This window comes from Hydrotalea sp. AMD (assembly GCF_004100315.1).
GTDB classification, from domain to species: Bacteria; Bacteroidota; Bacteroidia; order Chitinophagales; family Chitinophagaceae; genus Hydrotalea; species Hydrotalea flava.
This window is the reverse complement of the sequence record NZ_SCKY01000002.1, coordinates 18,340-37,310: the sequence shown is the minus strand read 5'-3', so window position 1 is coordinate 37,310 and position 18,971 is coordinate 18,340. Positions and strand designations below refer to the sequence as shown.

15 protein-coding genes are annotated in these 18,971 nt (G+C 38.0%); 8 read left to right on the top strand and 7 right to left on the bottom strand.

Annotated features, from left to right (window positions below):
- Positions 1-5 precede the first annotated feature (5 nt).
- A complete protein-coding gene (locus EO766_RS01890) occupies positions 6-881 on the top strand; it encodes an aldo/keto reductase (RefSeq protein ID WP_074420480.1) in 876 nt (291 codons plus the stop codon).
- Between the two features lies 1 nt (position 882).
- Here the strand turns inward: EO766_RS01890 and EO766_RS01885 are convergent, their stop codons facing one another.
- Complete coding sequence (locus tag EO766_RS01885; RefSeq protein ID WP_074420481.1) at positions 883-3,354, bottom strand: bifunctional YncE family protein/alkaline phosphatase family protein; 2,472 nt, start codon at positions 3,352-3,354, stop codon at positions 883-885.
- 1,233 nt (positions 3,355-4,587) lie between these two features.
- Between EO766_RS01885 and EO766_RS01880 the strand changes: the two genes are divergently transcribed.
- Both EO766_RS01880 and EO766_RS01875 read left to right on the top strand, forming a co-directional pair.
- Complete coding sequence (locus EO766_RS01880) at positions 4,588-4,800, top strand: hypothetical protein (protein ID WP_143439287.1); 213 nt, start codon at positions 4,588-4,590, stop codon at positions 4,798-4,800.
- Between the two features lie 18 nt (positions 4,801-4,818).
- Entirely contained in the window at positions 4,819-5,052 is a 234-nt protein-coding gene (locus tag EO766_RS01875; protein WP_074420407.1) for a hypothetical protein, read from the top strand.
- A 64-nt stretch (positions 5,053-5,116) separates the two neighbouring features.
- Here EO766_RS01875 and EO766_RS01870 read toward each other — a convergent pair whose 3' ends face one another.
- The 6 genes from EO766_RS01870 to EO766_RS01845 all read right to left on the bottom strand — a co-directional run bounded on the left by EO766_RS01870 (position 5,117) and on the right by EO766_RS01845 (position 11,229).
- Positions 5,117-5,545: a PepSY-like domain-containing protein gene (locus tag EO766_RS01870; RefSeq protein WP_074420406.1), complete on the bottom strand. Its 429-nt coding sequence runs from the start codon at positions 5,543-5,545 to the stop codon at positions 5,117-5,119.
- 39 nt (positions 5,546-5,584) lie between these two features.
- A complete protein-coding gene (locus tag EO766_RS01865; RefSeq protein WP_287100650.1) occupies positions 5,585-8,107 on the bottom strand; it encodes a DUF5686 and carboxypeptidase-like regulatory domain-containing protein in 2,523 nt (840 codons plus the stop codon).
- A gap of 130 nt (positions 8,108-8,237) precedes the next feature.
- Positions 8,238-8,633 carry a hypothetical protein gene (locus EO766_RS01860; protein ID WP_074421025.1) on the bottom strand — a complete coding sequence of 132 codons (396 nt, stop codon included), beginning with the start codon at positions 8,631-8,633 and terminating at the stop codon, positions 8,238-8,240.
- Positions 8,634-8,692: 59 nt separating this feature from the next.
- Positions 8,693-10,117, bottom strand: coding sequence for a hypothetical protein (locus EO766_RS01855; protein ID WP_074420403.1), 1,425 nt, complete (start codon positions 10,115-10,117; stop codon positions 8,693-8,695).
- Between the two features lies 1 nt (position 10,118).
- Entirely contained in the window at positions 10,119-10,703 is a 585-nt protein-coding gene (locus EO766_RS01850) for an RNA polymerase sigma factor (protein WP_074420408.1), read from the bottom strand.
- A 163-nt stretch (positions 10,704-10,866) separates the two neighbouring features.
- Positions 10,867-11,229, bottom strand: a complete 363-nt coding sequence (locus EO766_RS01845) for a PepSY-like domain-containing protein (RefSeq protein ID WP_074420402.1) — start codon at positions 11,227-11,229, stop codon at positions 10,867-10,869.
- 271 nt (positions 11,230-11,500) lie between these two features.
- Between EO766_RS01845 and EO766_RS01840 the strand changes: the two genes are divergently transcribed.
- The 5 genes from EO766_RS01840 (at position 11,501) to EO766_RS01820 (ending at position 18,963) form a co-directional block, all read left to right on the top strand.
- Positions 11,501-14,314: a TonB-dependent receptor gene (locus EO766_RS01840; RefSeq protein WP_074421024.1), complete on the top strand. Its 2,814-nt coding sequence runs from the start codon at positions 11,501-11,503 to the stop codon at positions 14,312-14,314.
- Positions 14,315-14,745: 431 nt separating this feature from the next.
- Complete coding sequence (locus tag EO766_RS01835) at positions 14,746-15,456, top strand: GNAT family N-acetyltransferase (protein WP_074421023.1); 711 nt, start codon at positions 14,746-14,748, stop codon at positions 15,454-15,456.
- A gap of 28 nt (positions 15,457-15,484) precedes the next feature.
- Positions 15,485-16,690, top strand: a complete 1,206-nt coding sequence (locus EO766_RS01830; RefSeq protein ID WP_074420488.1) for an argininosuccinate synthase — start codon at positions 15,485-15,487, stop codon at positions 16,688-16,690.
- The gene (argC, locus tag EO766_RS01825; RefSeq protein WP_074420487.1) at positions 16,680-17,663 is read left to right on the top strand and encodes an N-acetyl-gamma-glutamyl-phosphate reductase; all 984 of its coding nucleotides are present in this window, start codon (positions 16,680-16,682) and stop codon (positions 17,661-17,663) included. Before EO766_RS01830 ends, argC begins: the two co-directional genes overlap by 11 nt.
- 127 nt (positions 17,664-17,790) lie before the next feature.
- Positions 17,791-18,963: an aspartate aminotransferase family protein gene (locus EO766_RS01820; RefSeq protein ID WP_074420486.1), complete on the top strand. Its 1,173-nt coding sequence runs from the start codon at positions 17,791-17,793 to the stop codon at positions 18,961-18,963.
- The last annotated feature ends 8 nt before the right edge of the window (positions 18,964-18,971 follow it).

The following is an 18,971-nucleotide window of genomic DNA, read 5'->3' as shown; positions in this document are numbered from 1 at the left end:
TAGCTATGCCTACAATAAAAGCACCAATAGCCGGTTGTATGCGCTGGGGGAAATGGGGCGCTGATTTTTCATTTACCGATTATAGTAATGTTATTGAAGCCTGTATTGAAGCAGGTATTACCAGTTTTGATCATGCAGATATATATGGAGATTATACAACTGAGGCTGCATTTGGCAAGGTGTTACAATCGCAGTCTTCAATAAGAACCAAGATTCAAATTATAACAAAATGTGGCATTGTTTTGCCTAATCCGCAGAGTGGCATTGATGCCATTAAAACCTATAATACAACTGCCAGGCATATTATACAATCTGCAGAGCAATCACTCCTTCATTTTGGAACAGATTACATTGATGTGTTGCTCATTCACCGACCCGATCCTTTAATGCATCCTTTGGAAATTGCAGAAGCAGTACACACATTACAACAACAGGGGAAAATATTGTCATTTGGCGTTTCAAATTTTCTACCCCATCAATTAAAAATGCTTTCAAAATACTTGAAAATTGAATACAACCAAATTGAAGCATCTATTTTACATCTTCATCCTTTTGTGGATGGCACTTTAGATGCGTGTATTGAACACAATATTACACCAATGGCCTGGTCGCCTTTAGGGGGTGGATTAATTAATGATGACAATCATCCCCGATATAGAAGTATTATTCAGGTGGCAACCACCATTGCAACAAGATTCAATACAGGAGCGAATGAAATTTTAATTGCCTGGTTGCACAAACATCCCTCAGGTATTTTACCGGTTGTAGGTACTACTAAAATGGAAAGATTAATTCAGGCAAAAAATGCCGCCTCCATTCAACTCACCAATGAAGATTGGTTCCGGTTATGGGTAGCAGCAAGGGGTGAGGAAATTGCCTGATTTAATCAGCATCTTTTTTCCCGGAATCTGGTATCAAGACAAATGCAGCACGCATTGGTTTTGGAACAGTGGTATGTAACCCTTTTATTCCTTTCCAAAGCACTTCATTAAATGCTTCTTCAGGCACTCTGTCTTCTTTGGTAAAATCAAAATGCTGGCTCATCATTGATAACCTGTTCTTATGAACATTTATTTCATCCAAATCTACGTTTGAAGGAATGTGCTGATAAGGCGTATAATTAGCCTGATTGGTAAACGAGCGCCACAATGGTGTAGCAGCCGCATCATACTGCGACATAGGTGGTAAACCTAATATTAATTCAATGGTTCTTAATACAGAACTGGTTGAATACATGGTATGATCAACAAATCCTCTTTTAATAAAGGGGCTGATTACATAAACAGGCGCCCGATGCGCATCTACATGATCGGGTCCATTTTGTGCATCATCTTCTACAATAAATACTACAGATTGATTCCAGACAGCACTATGCGATAAATGCTCAATAAATAAACCCACTGCTAAATCGTTATCAGCCACATGAGCAAATGGGGAAGGCCTGCCTAATTTCATACCTTCAGTATGATCGGTAATAAGCCTTAAAGTATTGAATTGTGGTAATTGATGAATAGCTACTAACGAATCAAAATCTCTTTTCCACTGAGTCACCCGGCTGGTATCTCTAACATACATATCCCAACCTGTAAAATATGGGCAAATATGGTTTTTTAGCACCGGGATGTTAGGTTTATAATCATCTGCAAATTCACCATAAGTTCGGTAACTGATGCCTTGTTTTTTACACCAGCTCCATATAAATCCATTTTTATTATTAGCAATAGGTCTTTTACCTTCCGCATCATAGGAACCACCTCTACCGCCATAGCTGGTTGGCCATGTTTTTTCCAGATAATCGTTGGCATAAGCACCTAAACTCCAGTTATGTCCATCGGCACTTACTTCTGCATCACAATAAAAATTATCTAATAAAACAAATTGTCTGGCCAATGCATGCTGGTTAGGCGTAATTTTTTCACCGAATAAAACCAATGACGTATCTCCATTGCCTTCTGGCATATCACCCAGTACCTGATCATAAGTACGATTTTCTTTAATAATATAAAAAACATACTTAATAGGGGAAGTATCACCAACCTTTGCAGGAATAGGGTTACCGGCCTCACCCTCGGCATGTAATTCTTTATACTTATTATAGGGTGTATTTTGATATACCTGTTGTGAATACAGTGCCAATAATGCTTTATCAGGTTCAGGAATAATACTCAGGCTACCTTTAAACATTCCTGCAATATATTCAACAGGTCCTTTTACTGTATTATCGGCTTTATGATACCATACACTTTCACTTTTAGAAGCAGGATTGGGGCCTAAAGGATTCGCAAAAGATTGTAAACCTTTCCCGTTCGTAACAAAAATATTTTTGCCAATTACTTTTACATTGGTAGGATACCACCCAACAGGAATAAAACCTTTAGAAAAACTTTTTCCGGGAATAGCAACATCAAACACTGCAAGACAATTGTTATCTGCATTTGCAACATATAAAGTATGACCATCTTCCGACAAAGCAACACCGTTGGTAGTTGACCCCGTTGGTGCATTCGGATACAATGCAGTGTTGAGCGTTTCAATTACTTGATGTAAGTTTGTATTAATAACGGATACGGTATTATCATCCGCATTTGCTACAAAAAGATATTTTCCGCTGTGCGATAAAACCATTTCATTAGGATGACTGCCTACATGAATACTGTCTGTAATTTTTTGTTTCAAAGTATTGTAACAGAGAATTTTTTCTCCACCCCATACACTGATATACAATTTATTCTTTTTAGGAGAAAATAAACAGGTATAAGCTTCAGCACCTAATGGAAGTTTTGAAAGAATGGTATTTTTTTGTAAATCAATGATATAGAGGCTATTGTTTTCTTTGGTAACAACATACAATTGATGCTGTTGATGATCAACAGCTATGCCTGCCGGTGAAACTTTTACCGGCCATTTTTTATCTAAAATAATAGAGTCATGTAAGTGCAGTTTACTATTATTGATTTTGTAAACCAAAATACGATTATCATTTCCGCCGGATACGTATAGATACTGATCATTTTTACCAAATACAAGGCCATACCAACTTTTGGGAATGGTTACACTATCTAATCTTAATTGCTGTTGAGCATCAAATAATTCAATGGATTGTGTGCTTTGTCCATTATTGGTTACTGCCAAATATTTTTTTGAAGTACTAACAGCCATATTCAAAGGCAAATCGTCCAAAGATAATTGTTTACCGGCGGGGGTTAAGCTCCATCCATTGGGTAGCATAGTTTTAGTACCGGGCAAACTAACCTGTTGTGAAAACAAGGACGAGCCATACAACATAGCAACAAACATTAAAATACGATAGCGCATCATGGTATGTTTTAAAAATAAAGTTATGAAAGATTTCATAAACCTTGGTTTAAGGAATTATGAAATGCCATATTATTGGAATACTTCAAATTTTTAGAGTGATTGAATATATTGCCTACAACGGTTTCGCATTGGCGATATGGCGACATTAGAATTCCGTACTTCAGTTTTGCTTTTGTCAATTAATTACAAATAAATATACTATTATAAATTTTCTTTTTTTGCTACTTTTTTCTTTTAGTATACAGTCCGGAAACAATGATAAAAAATACAAAAGTTCATTATTTATGCTAAAGATCAGCATTCTTCGTCTGCCGAAACTGAAGCTGATTAGCGATATGCAGCCGATTTTTCTTACGTCGCCACGCTATATATGTCAATGCAATTTTGCAGGCAGGCACTGTTATATTTACTCAAACAAAATTTTGTCAATAAGAAAGAAAGGCTTTTTATTAAATCTTTCAAATCCCTGTATAATTATACTTCTTATGCAAATAATTAATTTAGGCCGCATCGTATTTCAGTTCTTTGAAAGTCTTGGTTTAAATCTGCGGCTAATCTTTATTAACCTATAATTTTATTTTGGTTTTGCGTAGTATATAACAAATTATAAGCATAATTGTCAATATCCTTATAAGGTAAATAAAGTAAAATATTGCTTCCTATTGAAGTAAGCCCGATAGCTGTTTTATAATTTTTAAGTATTAATAATTCCTTTAGAACTTAACTTGTGCATAATGCTTCTTTTCTTCCAATTTAAACGTACACTCGGCGTATGTTTTCAACTACGCCGTACTTTTTTGTGCATTGGCTACTTTACACTTATTCTACCCTCATAAAACGAATGTACAAATTTTACAAATCGTATATCATCATTATTTTGTATAGCACATGCTACTTAGAAAAAGGGCGTAGCACAGCCATATGCCCAGTGTCTTTTCGTTTTTATTTAAATAAACTACGCTGAGTTGAGCTTGCGTGAAAAATTAACCACAGAGAATACACAAAGGGTTACACAGAGTGCACAAAGAAAAGTGCCAATAACCTCTACGAAAATGCCCATCCCCCCACCCTCCTCCCTCCTCCCATACAAGTTCAATTCAACAGCGTTGTACAACGCTGTAAACCCGGAGGTGGGTGGAGTTTGAATGGGCTGTGTTGCGGTTGTTTACCTGCGGATTGTACGGTAAATTTTTGCGGAAAATAACACCAAAAAAATTTGGAAAAGGAGGTTACGGTGTTGTATATTGTATGCAACAAATTGAATATACTATGGCTAGCATTTCTAACTGCTTTGTATCGGGTACGTTCAACGGATTAACGTTTTATGTGGTGAACGGTAGGCAATTGGTGCGCACCAAAACTTCTATCAACAAACAACGGTTTTTGAGCTATCCGGCTTTTGCCCGCCTGCGCCAATACAGCGAATGGCTAAAGCTGGCATCACCCATTGCCAGTAAACTATACCGGCAATTACTCCCTTAAAAAGGATTACAACAACGCATGACAGGTAAACTCATTCAATGGCTAAAACAGGGTGTACAGTTGGCGGCGACTGTGCAACGTTTAATAGCTGCTTATTTTCCTGTGCAAGAACCGGTACAGAAACGACATGCCGTTGTATATTGGAAACCGATTGATATGGTACAGGGCAATGCTACCAATACTTTGCAGCAACCCGCTATTGTAAAAAGGCCATGGCTTTTTTGGAAAGTGCATGCCGATATGCGTACCTAACAAAAGGGTGGTACCCAATTCATGGCACCATCCTTTATATTGGAATTTCAGACAGATCATCTGTTTATGCTTTCACTGCTTTAATAAAATTGCCGGCAGTATCAAAAATTAAATCCTGACCATTTACTTCGGCTTCGTAATGCACGGTACCATTGGTCTTGGTGATGCGAGAGGCAGCTCTTATTTTATAATTGGTAATTTTATTTTCAAGATACAGCATTACTGCAGGCGGTAATTCAGCTATTGCTATAACCACCTCTGTTTGCAACATATTTCCATTGGCATCAAAGCATATAATGGTTGCTTTTCCATTTTGCTGAAAAGCTGCTTCATAATTAGCATGCTCTTTTTCCCAAAATGGGATAACACCGGGATAATGTTTAAAAAAAGCTGTTTTTACCAATTTAGGAACATCCATTTTATACAATTGTTGCGCAAATAACTTTCCGTTATATAAAACTAAGCATACAAAAAACAGTGTTATTTTTTTCATGACATTTATTTTGTTGTAACACATAAGAATTCAATGATGTTAAAAAGTAAAATGCAGGCTTGCCCTTAACCCAAATGACGGAGTATTGGGCTGATGTAAGTATGTTAAACGCCAAATGGCATCTAACCTCAACACATGAAATATATTATCGATACCATAACCCACTTCTGTGTAAGGCACTCCATCCGGCACTTTAAAATGGTAATTGATAGTCTGGTCATAATAAGCATTTGCAATTTTATTGGCTTCTGTCATACTGCCTTCCAATGCCCTTATTGAAAACACACTTCGCCATTTTAAACGGTAAATCAGTGGCAAATGATTAAATGGGAAACCACCCAATTGCTGTTCCGCAAAAAAGCTAAGATACCTGTCGCTGGCAAACTCATACCGGTACATATTATTAAAGGCATATTGGTTGTAATAATACGTATCATTACCTTTTGCTACATCTAACAAAACAAGGGGCAACACACCATTCGTAATTCCAGCATTGAAAACATATTTTAAATCTCCAACACCATGTATCATCAAGTGTTGGGAAATTGAAAAATGATATTTTTGATAGGCTAAATCTGATTGCAGGGCATAAATATTACTGGCAATTCCATTGGTGAAGGTAAATGCAACAATCGGAAATTTACTGCTGATGCTACTGCGTTGAAAAGAAGTAATCACATATTTTTCTTTAAATGCGTAACGTACACCGAAGGATACATTGTTATCCCGGTATCCATCCATCTGCGGATTGGGATCATTCACAAGAATGGGTTTGTAGTTCTGATAAGAGAAATAGGAATTAAACAGCGGACTCAACTGTTGGGTAGCAATCTGAATATGAAAAGAGAGCCCGCTTGCATAAAATTTTTGGTATTGAATCTGGAAAGATTGATTGTCTACCAAATAAATGGCTGAACGGGGTATTCGCAACAACAATGAGCCGAAAAGGCTATTCTCGTTAAGTTCATCTGCATTATCTTTTAAAGGAGAAAAATCTTTTTGCCAGGAAAACCTGAGGGTTTCCCATGCATAATGATTGAATACAAACAGTGTATGGAATGCATATCGGGGTTTCTTGTCTTTCATACCCATTCCTACATATCCGCCTAATTGCACTGTTTTACTGAACAGGGTATTGGTGCGTAAACCCAGGTTAAATCGCTTGCCTTCTATATAGTTGGATGTAAATGATTTATACAGATTTCCAATATCTATTTTACCCATTGGGTAATATCCGGTTGCCAGTGTTTTTAACACATTACTATAGGTTTTAAATTCCGGAATTTGTTTCAGAGCATCTACTTTTTGATATAAATATTTTTTGGAACCATCAAAAGTAAACAGGTCATTATCGGCAGGCAGCATATTGTGCTGTTTGCTGCGTAAACCAACTTCAGGATGTGTAGAAGGTTCCCGAACCAAGGGTATAATGGGCTCATTCACCCGTACATTTTTATAAGCTTCTGTTTGAATGGCTGTAAAACCGGGTTGTTTGTTAGATAACAATTTAAATGAAATACTAGTATTACTTGCAGTTAAAGCATACACTGAATCACGTATTAAACTAAATTGCTGCTGTAAACGTATTTCATCTACCCAGTTCAAATTGGAGCCTTTTGCAGTTACCATACTCATTTCAGCAATGGCATACCGTTTAGCATCTACCCAAACATACCCTTCAAATGTATTACCACCTGCACTTAATGGTGCAAAATTAAGTTTATACAATGTTTGTGATTCTTTCACACTTGTATCGGTAATGGTATAATGATAATGATTGAGTCCATTGGCAGATAGTGGACTGATGAATTGAGCTTTTAAAAGTGTGATGTAATTGTCATAAATATTGATGGGCATTTTAAAATCGTTCATATTTTGAATAATACTTTCATTTTTAATGCCGGATGTTTTTTGTTGATACAGTTGATAGTTTTGCTGATGAGTAGTCAGATTAAATTGATAAGCCCCTATTTGTTCGTGTATAAAAACGGGTATATTCACTGTTGCAGTACCCTGTACTGCACTATCAAAAAAAAATTGTTTAAAAGGCCTCAGCAATTTGCTTTGTATCATTTTATTTGATAAATGATTCACATCAATTTCAATGGCATGATACACATCATACTGCAGGGTATGAAAAAAAACAGGGTTATTGGCAGGTTTATGTTTCATGATTTTTTTAAACAGGCTGATGGCAGGATCATATCCTTTTGGGTAAACAATTACATCCTGTAATGTATTGTTGGTTTCCATTAATGCTACCCTAATTTTTGCAAGTAAATTAACTGGTACCGGATATAAAACAGGCGCATAACCCATGCAGCTAATGCGTAAAGTATCAGGAACAGGTGCATGATACAAATGAAACAAACCCAATGAATCGGTAACTGCCCCTCTTTTTTGATGCAACCATCGAATGGTTGCATTACGAATGGGTTGCTGAGTTAAGCTATCCATAACCTTTCCTTCAACAAAAAAGCCTTGAGCTACAACAGCACTATGGATAAAAAATAGGCATATCCACAAGAAAGTTGCGTATAATATGGTACGGTATTTTTGCATATTTAAAAAAAGTAAATGAAAGCCCTTTAGAAAAAGGGCTTTGGATATATTTCCGGTTATGTGATGCATCGAAACTGTACTATACTATGCCCGGAAAATATATTTTATGTTGGGGGGATGATGAACAAATCTAATCATACTCTGTATCTGTTTCACAAGAACAACCTTCTTTAAATAATTTACCCGGTTGCCCGGTTGAATCTTCATATTGCCCGGTTTGCTCCACTTTTGTTTCTGTATTCAGCAATGCACCGTTAGTAGAAAACAATGCAAGTTGTTGCATACCGTTGATTATAAAGTATGCACAATAGCCTATACTGTCTTTTACATACCATTTTACTGGAATAACTTTTGCATATTTTGCGATAAATGAATCTCTCACTATCACAGGTATGGAATCGGCCGGAACTACCCTGCAAAAATTACTTATTTCATTTTTTTTATGTCCCTCTTTTTTACAGGCAAATAAAAAAAATGCAGCCAGAACAAAAGCGGGTATTAATATTTTGCAAATGGTAAGCCTCATAAAAGTGTTTTCAGGTAAGATGCTGATAATATGAAAATAGTTGGGTTACTTTTTAATTTTTAGAAAGAAATATTTATCCCTGCTTCAATACCCAACTGATACGGTATGGTTGAAGGCAGTTTACTATTGGTAATAGATTGCATACCCATCTGAAAATTAGGAGTAATGAATAAAGAAGTACCGGTACTAAAAGCGTATTGAAAAGAGGTACCTGCAAAAACACTGAAATACATTTTCTTCAAACCCTGTAAGGAAGTAATTATTTCCTGTTCAGACTGGCTACCATTTTCAAAGCTTGTTTCTATGGTGGCATTCTTTAATACATTCAGTGCAATACCAACAGTGGGTGTTATCGACCATTTATTTTTATTCAACTGATAGCCCAATCTAAGCGGTACGCTGATATATTGCAAAGTATGTTTCGCCGTAGTGGTATACAGACTGTCACCAATTTGAGGTTGCACACTAAAAGAAGGTGATACATATGCATAGCCGGTTGAAGTAGTATATTTATACTGCACCAAACCATTGCTGTTTTGTGAAGCATAAATGGTTTTTGGCTGAATGGTTACGAATGATTGTGCGTACTGTAACCCAGTTGAAATCTGCCAATGCTTTACCCGATATTGTGCCAAAACACCGATTGAATAAGACAGCTCATTATTCTCTCCCTGATTGCCTTGCTGATTGCCCTGTCCCGGTTGGCTAACACCACCCGATGTATTGTGTAAATAGTTCATAAAATAGGGAGCAGCCACCAATGCAATTGAAAAATGTTGCCGTGTTAATTTTGAAATGAGCATGGAGGAAACCGGTATGGAAGGTGCAATCGTACTTGCATTGAATATGTATTTATTTTTTTCATCATTCAATTGATAAACATTTGCAAACAATACAGGTGCAACAGAATATGCGGTGTGATAATTTTGGGTGTAAAAACTATCTTCAGCAGGTAATGGTGTGTTATTTATAGTTCTATGAATACCAACAGAACGTAATAAATGAGCCGAAAAGGGAATAACAGCAGATTTTTGAACCAGAGGATTTTTTTGCTGATTTGCATAAGAACGGATTTTATTTTTATTGAGAATTTTGCTTTCAGGCTGAGCCCAATAAGGGTTTACAGATGGCGCCATAATAGCTGTCTCGGATTTTTTTGAATTGTTTATTTGAGATAGCGGCGCATTTTTATCAGATGGCATTTGCTTTCCGGAAGATGGGCCGGTTAATGCTCTCTGTACATAATCATTTTTCACCTGATGAATAGAAGGGCGTATGGTTAATAAAAGCAGTGCTACAAATAAACATATAGCAATAATGGCAGCAGCACCTCTCCAGTAAATAAATTTTCGTTTATATTTTTTATTTGCTTCGTTATTTAAATGGAGTGCAATATTTTCCCAAATGTCGGTATCGGGCATTTCACGCATATTATCAATATGCTGTTTAAAAATATCGTCTATATCTTCTAAAGGGTTACCCATGTTAATTGGCTATTTTAGTATGAACCTGAATTAAATGCTGTAATATTTTTCTGGCATCATGCAAATTAGACTTAGAGGTACCTTCACTGATATGCAACATTTCTGCAATTTCTTTATGTTTGTACCCCTCAAAAACATATAAATTGAATACTATTTTATAAGCAGCCGGAAGTGATTGTACCAATTTTAATAAAACTTTGCCATCTATACGCTCTGCCATTTGTAAATACTCATCTGAACTTTGCTCTATATTTTCCATCGTAACAATGGGCATTAATTTATTTTTATCTCTGAATTTTGCAAGTGCGGTATTCACAAATATTCTTCTAACCCATCCTTCCAGTGAACCTGTACCATTAAACTGCGCTAGATTTTTAAATATCTTTAAAAAGCCCTCCTGAAGTAAATCCTCGGCATCTGGCTTTGTAGTGCTGTACCGTAAACAAACAATCATCATTTTAGGTGCATATTTCAAATAAAAATGTTTCTGTGCATCAGGTTTTCCTGAAATACAGTCATGTATCAGTTCCTTTTCATCTTCATCCTGATATACTTTTGTCAAAACGCCAACATTGATTTCTTGCATAGATGCTATTATTCTCAAAAAGGTTGGTTGATTGGTTAAAAAAAAGCAATTCCTTGCGGAAATAATTTTTTTTGCCTCCACAGATAATGAGGTTACACTTTTAAAGCATTCATAAAATTACCACTACATCAAAAATCAAGTCCTCTCCATTTACTTCGGCTTCTTAATGTACGATGCCATCGGCTAATGTAATTGTAATATCTGATGCTTCTTTAATTTTTTTACCCGGATGATTTTTTTGAATGTACTGATGTACGGCAGCAGGTAATGCAGCTATTGGAATGGCTACCTCTGTTTCAGATAACTTGCTATTGGCATCGAACAAAGCACTCATTTCTTTACCATTTTGGTGAAAAACGGCTTCATAATTGGCATCCTCTTTTTCCCATTTGGCAGTAACACCGGGAAAATGTTTGGCAAATGCAGCTTTCACGGCAGCAGGCACTTGTGCCCACTTGAATTTTTGTGCGGTTACTGTTCGGGCCATCAATATAACGCTGGCTAACAATCCCATTAACCTTTTCATACAGGTAATTTTTTAATGATACATGAATTTGATACCGCAAATCTACCACTGAATTATGAAGCAAAACTATAGCAGCAATAAGCCATTTGTTAAAAAAGAAAAAGTCAATGGCAGAGTTAATGAGGCTTTGCAGCCATTAATAATGTTTAAACAATATTTAAACTGCTCCCATACAATAGATTTGCCCCTTTTTTGTGCTACTCTACCGATTTAATGTCCTGAAACCTAAAACTGCTTTTTACTTTGCAAGTATTAACCTTAGCACCATTGTATGAAGAAAACTATACTTTATATCTTTATTTCATTTCTATTACAGCAATCCATATCCGTTGCACAAAGCACCGGCACCATTCGGGGTATCCTCAAAGATTCTATAGGGAAGCAGGTATTGCGGGATGCTTCGGTACTGGCATTGAATGTAAAAGATTCTTCTGTTGAAGCATCTACACTTTCCGGAGCCGGTGGTGTATTTATTTTAAGAAATGTTCCCCTCAATAGCATTTTGCTTCAAATCAGCTTTCAGGGATATGCCCCTTTTTTTAAAATCATTACCCTTAGTAACAATAAAACAACTGTAAACTTAGATACCATTTACATGGCCATACAAGCCAAAGATTTGGGTAATGTTACTGTAAAACAAGCACCTATTGCGGTTAAAAAAGATACTGTTGAGTTTAATGCAGGCAGCTTTAATGTTAAACCAAATGCTACAGCAGAAGATTTATTGAAAAAATTACCAGGTGTTGACATTGATAATACCGGCGTTATTAAAGCCCAGGGCGAAACCGTACAACGGGTACTGATTGACGGTAAACGCTTTTTTGGTGATGACCCCAAAATGGCTACCAAAAACCTACCGCCGGATGTGATTGATAAAATTCAGGTATTTGATGATTTAAGCGATCAGAGTAAGTTTACCGGCTTTGATGATGGCAACCGGGTAAAGACCATTAATATTACTACCAAAAAAAATACACGGAAAGGTTATTTCGGCAAAGCAGTTGCCGGAGTGGGTTCAGATGAAAACTATGATGAAAGTTTTAACCTGCACCGCTTTGATGGCGACCAGCAAATTTCATTGTTAGGGCAGGCCAACGACATCAATAAACAGAATTTTACACCACAGGATATTTTAGGCGGCAACACCGGTGGCAGAAGAGGCGGCGGACCACCACGTGGCGGAACGGCAGGTGTTAATGCTACCGGCATTACCTCTACCTGGGCTGGCGGTGGCAATTATAAAGATACCTGGGGCAAAAGCACCGATGTTACGGCCAGTTATTTTTACAATAACCTGCATACTACCAACGATCAGCAAAGCCTTACCCAAAACCTGTTGCCCGGCGATTCTTCTATTTTCAATAACCAAAACCAGTATAGTATTTCAAGGAATCAGGACCATCAGATTAATATGAATATGGAAAGTACTATAGATACCAATAACTCTATTATTTTCAGACCCAATGTAGTGTTCCAAACCAGTACACCCAATAGTTCCTCCACTACCCTTACAACAGGGGGACTGGGCGGCAAACAAATTAACCAGTCGGTTAGTACCGCCTCCAGCACCAATACAGGCTTTAACATCAACAATGCTAACCTGATGTTCCGGCATAAATTTGCCAAAAAATCACGTACCTTTTCTGCCAATGTAAATATGAGTGCAGGATCAAATAACGGTGTTGGGTTTATGTATTCGGTAAATAATTTTTATGTACCCTATATTAAAACAGATACCATTAACCAACGGTATATTGATTCCAGCAATAATTTTACCATTAGCCCCACCCTCTCATACACAGAACCCATTGGTAAAAACCAAATCATTGAACTGAATTACAATTACAGTTACAGCAGCAACAACAGTGTGAATAAAACGTTTAACTACGATGCCAATGCACATGATTTTCTGCAGTTTGACAGTTTATTCAGTAATTCGTACAAATTCACTTCACATTCCAATCGCTTTACAGTAAATTATCGCATGCAAAAAGAAAAAATGCGTTTCAGTGTGGGATCGGGCATACAGTGGTTAGACCAAAATAGCTTAAACACTACCAAAAATATTATGGTGAATACCCACTTCGTGAATTTAACCCCTACAGCTAATTTCATGTACAGTTTTTCACGCACCAGAAACTTACGTATTTTTTACATGGGGCGTACCGGGCAACCTTCGGTTAACCAGTTACAACCCTTAAAAACCACTTCCGATTCTATTAATTTTCAAATCGGCAACCCCAATTTAAAACCACAGTTTACACACAGCATCCGGGCATTGTACACTTCCTTCGACCCGACTACCCAGCGGATCATCTTTGCCACCGTCAATGCATCGACCGTTACAAACGATATTCAAAGCTCCATCATTCAAAATACCAATGGCGGTAAAACCACCACCTATGCCAACTTAGGCGGTACCTATAATTTCTCGGGTTACTTTAACTATGGTTTCCCACTCAGCAAACCCAAATCCAATTTAAATTTTGTCACCAACATTAATTATAACCAAAGCCAGACGCTGGTGAACAACGTGAGTAACTTTACGTACAATACCACATTGGGGCAAACCATTAAATGGACCTCCAACCTGAAGAAAATATTTGACATGAATTTCAGTTCTACCACTACATACAATATTACCCGCTATACCTTACAAGCCAACCAGAATGCCAATTTTTATACAGAAACCCTTTCTGCCGAAATCACCTGGTACAGCAAATCGGGCTGGATTGTGGCTTCTAGTTTTGATTATACTTACAATGGCAATCGTGCTGCAGGTTACAATACAAGTGTGCCTTTGTGGTCACCCAGCGTTGGCAAACAGGTATTTAAAAACAAATCCGGTGAGTTCAGGTTATCAATATTCGATTTATTGAATCAAAACACCAATGTTGCCCGCAACATTACGGCCAATACCATTCAGGATGTACGCAGCAATGTATTAACACGATATTTAATGTTAACCTTTACCTATAACCTGCGCAATTTTGCCAGTCAACAGCAAAGAATGCCCGGTATGTTCAGAGGCATGGGGCCCGATGGCTTTGGCGGTGGCATGCGGAACTTTAGAAACGAACCGTAGTTAGTTTTATGTGATGATAACAATCAAAGCTGTAATACCTTGCCAGATTGCATTGTAGCTATACCACCCACTTTTGTGAGCGGTATTTTTTTATAAAGCACCTTAAATTTTTGAATTAACGATAATTTTTTAAAGAAAAACGTTTTTTATTTAGAAACTGTACTACTTTTACGGCCTGAAATTAAAGTTGACCAAATTTATACCGAATTATACCGAACAACATTGAAACAGAAGGCAACCCATACTTATCAATTCGCAAATTGCTCCAAACAATTGGATCAGGCCTCTGCATTGGGTAACAGCAACTTCCGCTTTTTACTGCGACGACCTCGTATCTAATATTTTGACACCCGACTCTTTCCTTATTGGAATGGCCTTGCAATGGCCTGTTTTCTATTTTCAAACATCGCATTTAAAATATTGAACCAGCAGTGGAGAATCAACAAGAAATTATTGTACGTGTTGCGCATCATTTAGATACGCACTATGCTTTGCGCATTACAACCGAAATGGAGGCATCGGCAAAAGCTCGTGGTACCGGTATTGCTAAACGCTCGCCGGAATATGTGGCTGCTAAAATGCTGGAAGGCAAAGCCGTTATAGCCGTTACCACTACGGGGCAATGGGTGGGCTTCTGCTACATTGAAGAATGGAGCCACGGCAAATTTGTTGCCAATAGTGGTTTAATTGTTTCGCCCGAATTCAGAAAAACGGGCGTAGCCAAAAAAATTAAACAACGCATCTTCCAACTATCTCGCGAAAAATATCCGGAAGCGAAAATATTTGGACTGACTACCGGACTGGCCGTAATGAAAATTAACAGCGAGTTGGGTTATGAACCCGTTACCTACAGCGAATTAACCGATGATGAAGAATTTTGGGCAGGTTGTAAAAGCTGCGTGAACTATGATATTTTAATGAGCAAGGATAGAAAAAACTGCATGTGTACCGCTATGCTGTTTGATCCGAAAGATAAGCACGAACCCAAAGAAACCACTGCTAATTTTGAAAAAAAACGCAAAGTGTATGAACGTTTGTTGCATTTAAAACAAATCAGTTTTGGCAAAATATTTAAACGTAAAGAAACCAATGGCAACCCTACCAAAAATAAAAGCCTGTTCCACACCTTTTTATCATTTTAAACAACCGATACATTAAAATATTGCAAGCATGAAAACCAAAAAAGTTGTACTTGGATTTAGCGGTGGTCTAGATACTACCTTTTGTGTAAAGTACCTGAGTGAAGACAAAGGTTATGAAGTACACAGCATTTTAGTAGATACCGGCGGTTTTACCGAGGCTGAATTAAAACGCATTGAAGCACATGCCTATAGCCTGGGTGTTAAAACACATACCACGGTAAATGCCGTGCAATCGTATTACGAAAAAATTATTAAATACCTAATATTCGGTAATGTATTAAAAAACAATACCTATCCGTTAAGTGTAAGTGCCGAAAGGCTTAGCCAGGCACTGCATATTGCCGAACATGCCCAACAACTGCAAGCCGATGCCGTTGCCCATGGCAGTACTGGCGCCGGTAATGACCAGGTACGTTTTGACATGATTTTTCACATCTTAATACCCGGTGTAGAAATTATTACCCCCATCCGCGATTTACAACTAAGCCGTGAAGCCGAAATTGATTACCTGAAGCAAAAACAGGTAAATATGAATTTTGAGAAAAGTATGTATTCCATTAACAAAGGATTATGGGGTACCAGTGTAGGCGGTAAAGAAACCCTGAGCAGCAAAGGCATGTTGCCTGAATCGGCATGGCCCACACAGGTAACCAAAACACAGGAGGAAGAAGTAGAGTTGGGTTTTGTACAAGGAGAATTATTATCAGTAAACGATACCCATTTTGCGCACCCCACCGATGCCATTAAACATTTACATAGTATAGCTGCGCCTTTTGGCATTGGCCGCGATATTCATGTGGGTGATACCATTATTGGCATTAAAGGCCGCGTTGGTTTTGAAGCAGCCGCACCTATGATTATTTTAAAAGCACACCATGCTTTAGAAAAACATGTACTCACCAAATGGCAGTTAAACTGGAAAGATCAGTTGGCCGCTTTTTATGGCAACTGGTTGCATGAGGGCCAGATATTAGACCCCGTGATGCGGGATATAGAAGCTTTTTTAACCAATAGCCAGCAACAGGTTACCGGAAAAGTGTTTGTACAATTAATGCCTTATCGCTTTCAGGTCATCGGCATTGAATCGCCATTTGATTTAATGAACAGTAAATTTGGAAAATACGGTGAAATGAATACAGGTTTTACTGGCGAAGATGTAAGAGGCTTCAGCAAAATTTTTGGCAACCAGGTATCTATCTATCATAAAGTAAAGGAACAGCACCATGCAGAATAAAATAAAAGTGGGCATTATTGGCGGTGCAGGGTATACCGGTGGCGAATTAATTAGATTGCTGTTGCACCACCCTTTTGCAACCATCCATTTTGTGCACAGTAACAGCCACGCCCAACAGAAAATCGCTTCAGTACATACCGACCTGGAAGGTGATACCAACCTTCAATTTACCAATGCATTAAAGCAGGATGCCGATGTATATTTTTTATGCGTAGGCCATGGCGCTGCCAGAAAATTTTTGGAAGAACACGCCATTGATACTTCCATTCGCATCATCGATTTATCGCAGGATTTTCGGTTACACCAACATGCAACAATAGACGAACGTCACTTCGTGTACGGCTTACCCGAAATGAATAAAAAAGCCATCCAATCGGCCCGTAATATTGCCAATCCGGGTTGTTTTGCCAGTACCATTGAGTTGGGTTTACTGCCCTTGGCCAATGCGGGTATTTTGGGCGATGTGTTCACAACCGGAATTACCGGCTCTACCGGTGCGGGGCAAAGTCCCTCGGCTACCACGCATTTCAGTTGGCGCTCCAATAATATTTCCGCCTACAAAACCCTACAGCACCAGCACATTCATGAAATAGGACAAACTTTAGAACAATTGCAGGGCAATGATGGAATTACCGTTCATTTTATACCCTGGCGGGGCGATTTTACAAGGGGTATTTACGTAAGCTCAATGATAGATTGCGCCTTTCCTTTAAACGAATTAAAAGAAATGTATCAACTATACTATCGTGAAGCAGTCTTTACCCATGTATCAGATACCATGATCGATTTAAAACAGGTAGTGAACACCAATAAATGCCTCATCCATTTAGAAAAACAGGGCAATAAATTAGTGGTGCACAGTGCATTAGATAATTTATTGAAAGGCGCTTCGGGACAAGCCGTACAAAATATGAATCTGATGTTCGGATTTCCGGAAACAGCCGGTTTACAATTGAAAGCAACGGTATTTTAAATAGATAAAAGCAACAGGAACGAATAACATAACGGTATAGTATAGTACATCACAAAAAAACAACAACACAGCCAAAAGGCTGTAACAGCATAAAACAATTGCATCAAAAAAATTAAACAAGTAAGCCATGAAACTTTTTGAAGTGTACCCATTGTATGATATTGCCATAACACGGGCAGCAGGCGCTTATGTTTGGGACGACCAGGGTGTACAATATTTAGACATGTATGGCGGCCATGCCGTTATCAGCATTGGGCATACCCATCCGCATTGGGTAAAAAGAATAGAAGACCAATTGGAAAAAATTGCCTTTTATTCCAACTCAGTACATTTACCCATACAACAAGAGCTGGCCGATAAACTGGGTAAAATCAGCGGCAAACCCGACTACCAATTATTTCTGTGTAATAGTGGCGCCGAAGCCAATGAAAATGCTTTGAAATTAGCCTCTTTTTATACCGGCCGGAAAAAGATGGTAGCCTTTTCAAAATCGTTTCACGGGCGTACCTCCCTTGCCGTAGCCGTAACCGATAATCCGGCTATTGTAGCACCGGTGAATGAAACCGACAATGTGGTATTTCTTCCCTTTAATGATGTAAGCGCATTGGAAAACTATTTTGCAGAAAATGGGCAACAGGTAGCCGCCGTAATTGTTGAAGGCATACAAGGCGTGGGTGGCATTAATATGGCTTCAGAAGCATTTTTACAAACTATTCGCACACAATGCACTGCACACAATGCCGTTTTTATTGCCGATAGTGTACAATGTGGCTATGGCCGCAGCGGCCGCTTTTTTGCACATGATTATGCTAATGTAGCCGCCGATATTTATACCATGGCCAAAGGAATGGGCAACGGATTTCCCGTTGCCGGTATTTTAATAGCTCCGCATATACCTGCCAAATATGGCATGCTGGGTACTACCTTTGGCGGTAATCCTTTAGCCTGTGCAGCAGCCTTAGGTGTTTTGGAAGTAATGGAACAGGAGAACCTGATTGAAATGGCCAAACAACGCGGCATGTATATCATGAATAAATTAAAAGAATTTCCTGAATTGGAAAATGTTCGTGGACGTGGATTGATGATAGGATTTGATGTGCCGGATTATTTAAAAGAATTAAGAAAAAAGCTGATATTCGATTACAATATTTTTACCGGCGAAGCCAAACCCAATACCATTCGCTTATTGCCCTCATTGGCCTTAACCCGTAAGCAAGCCGACGAATTTTTAGAAACCTTACGGGAAGCCATTGATGCAGTAAAAGAAGATCAAGGCTTATTGGAAAAAACCGAACAATAAATTACCCA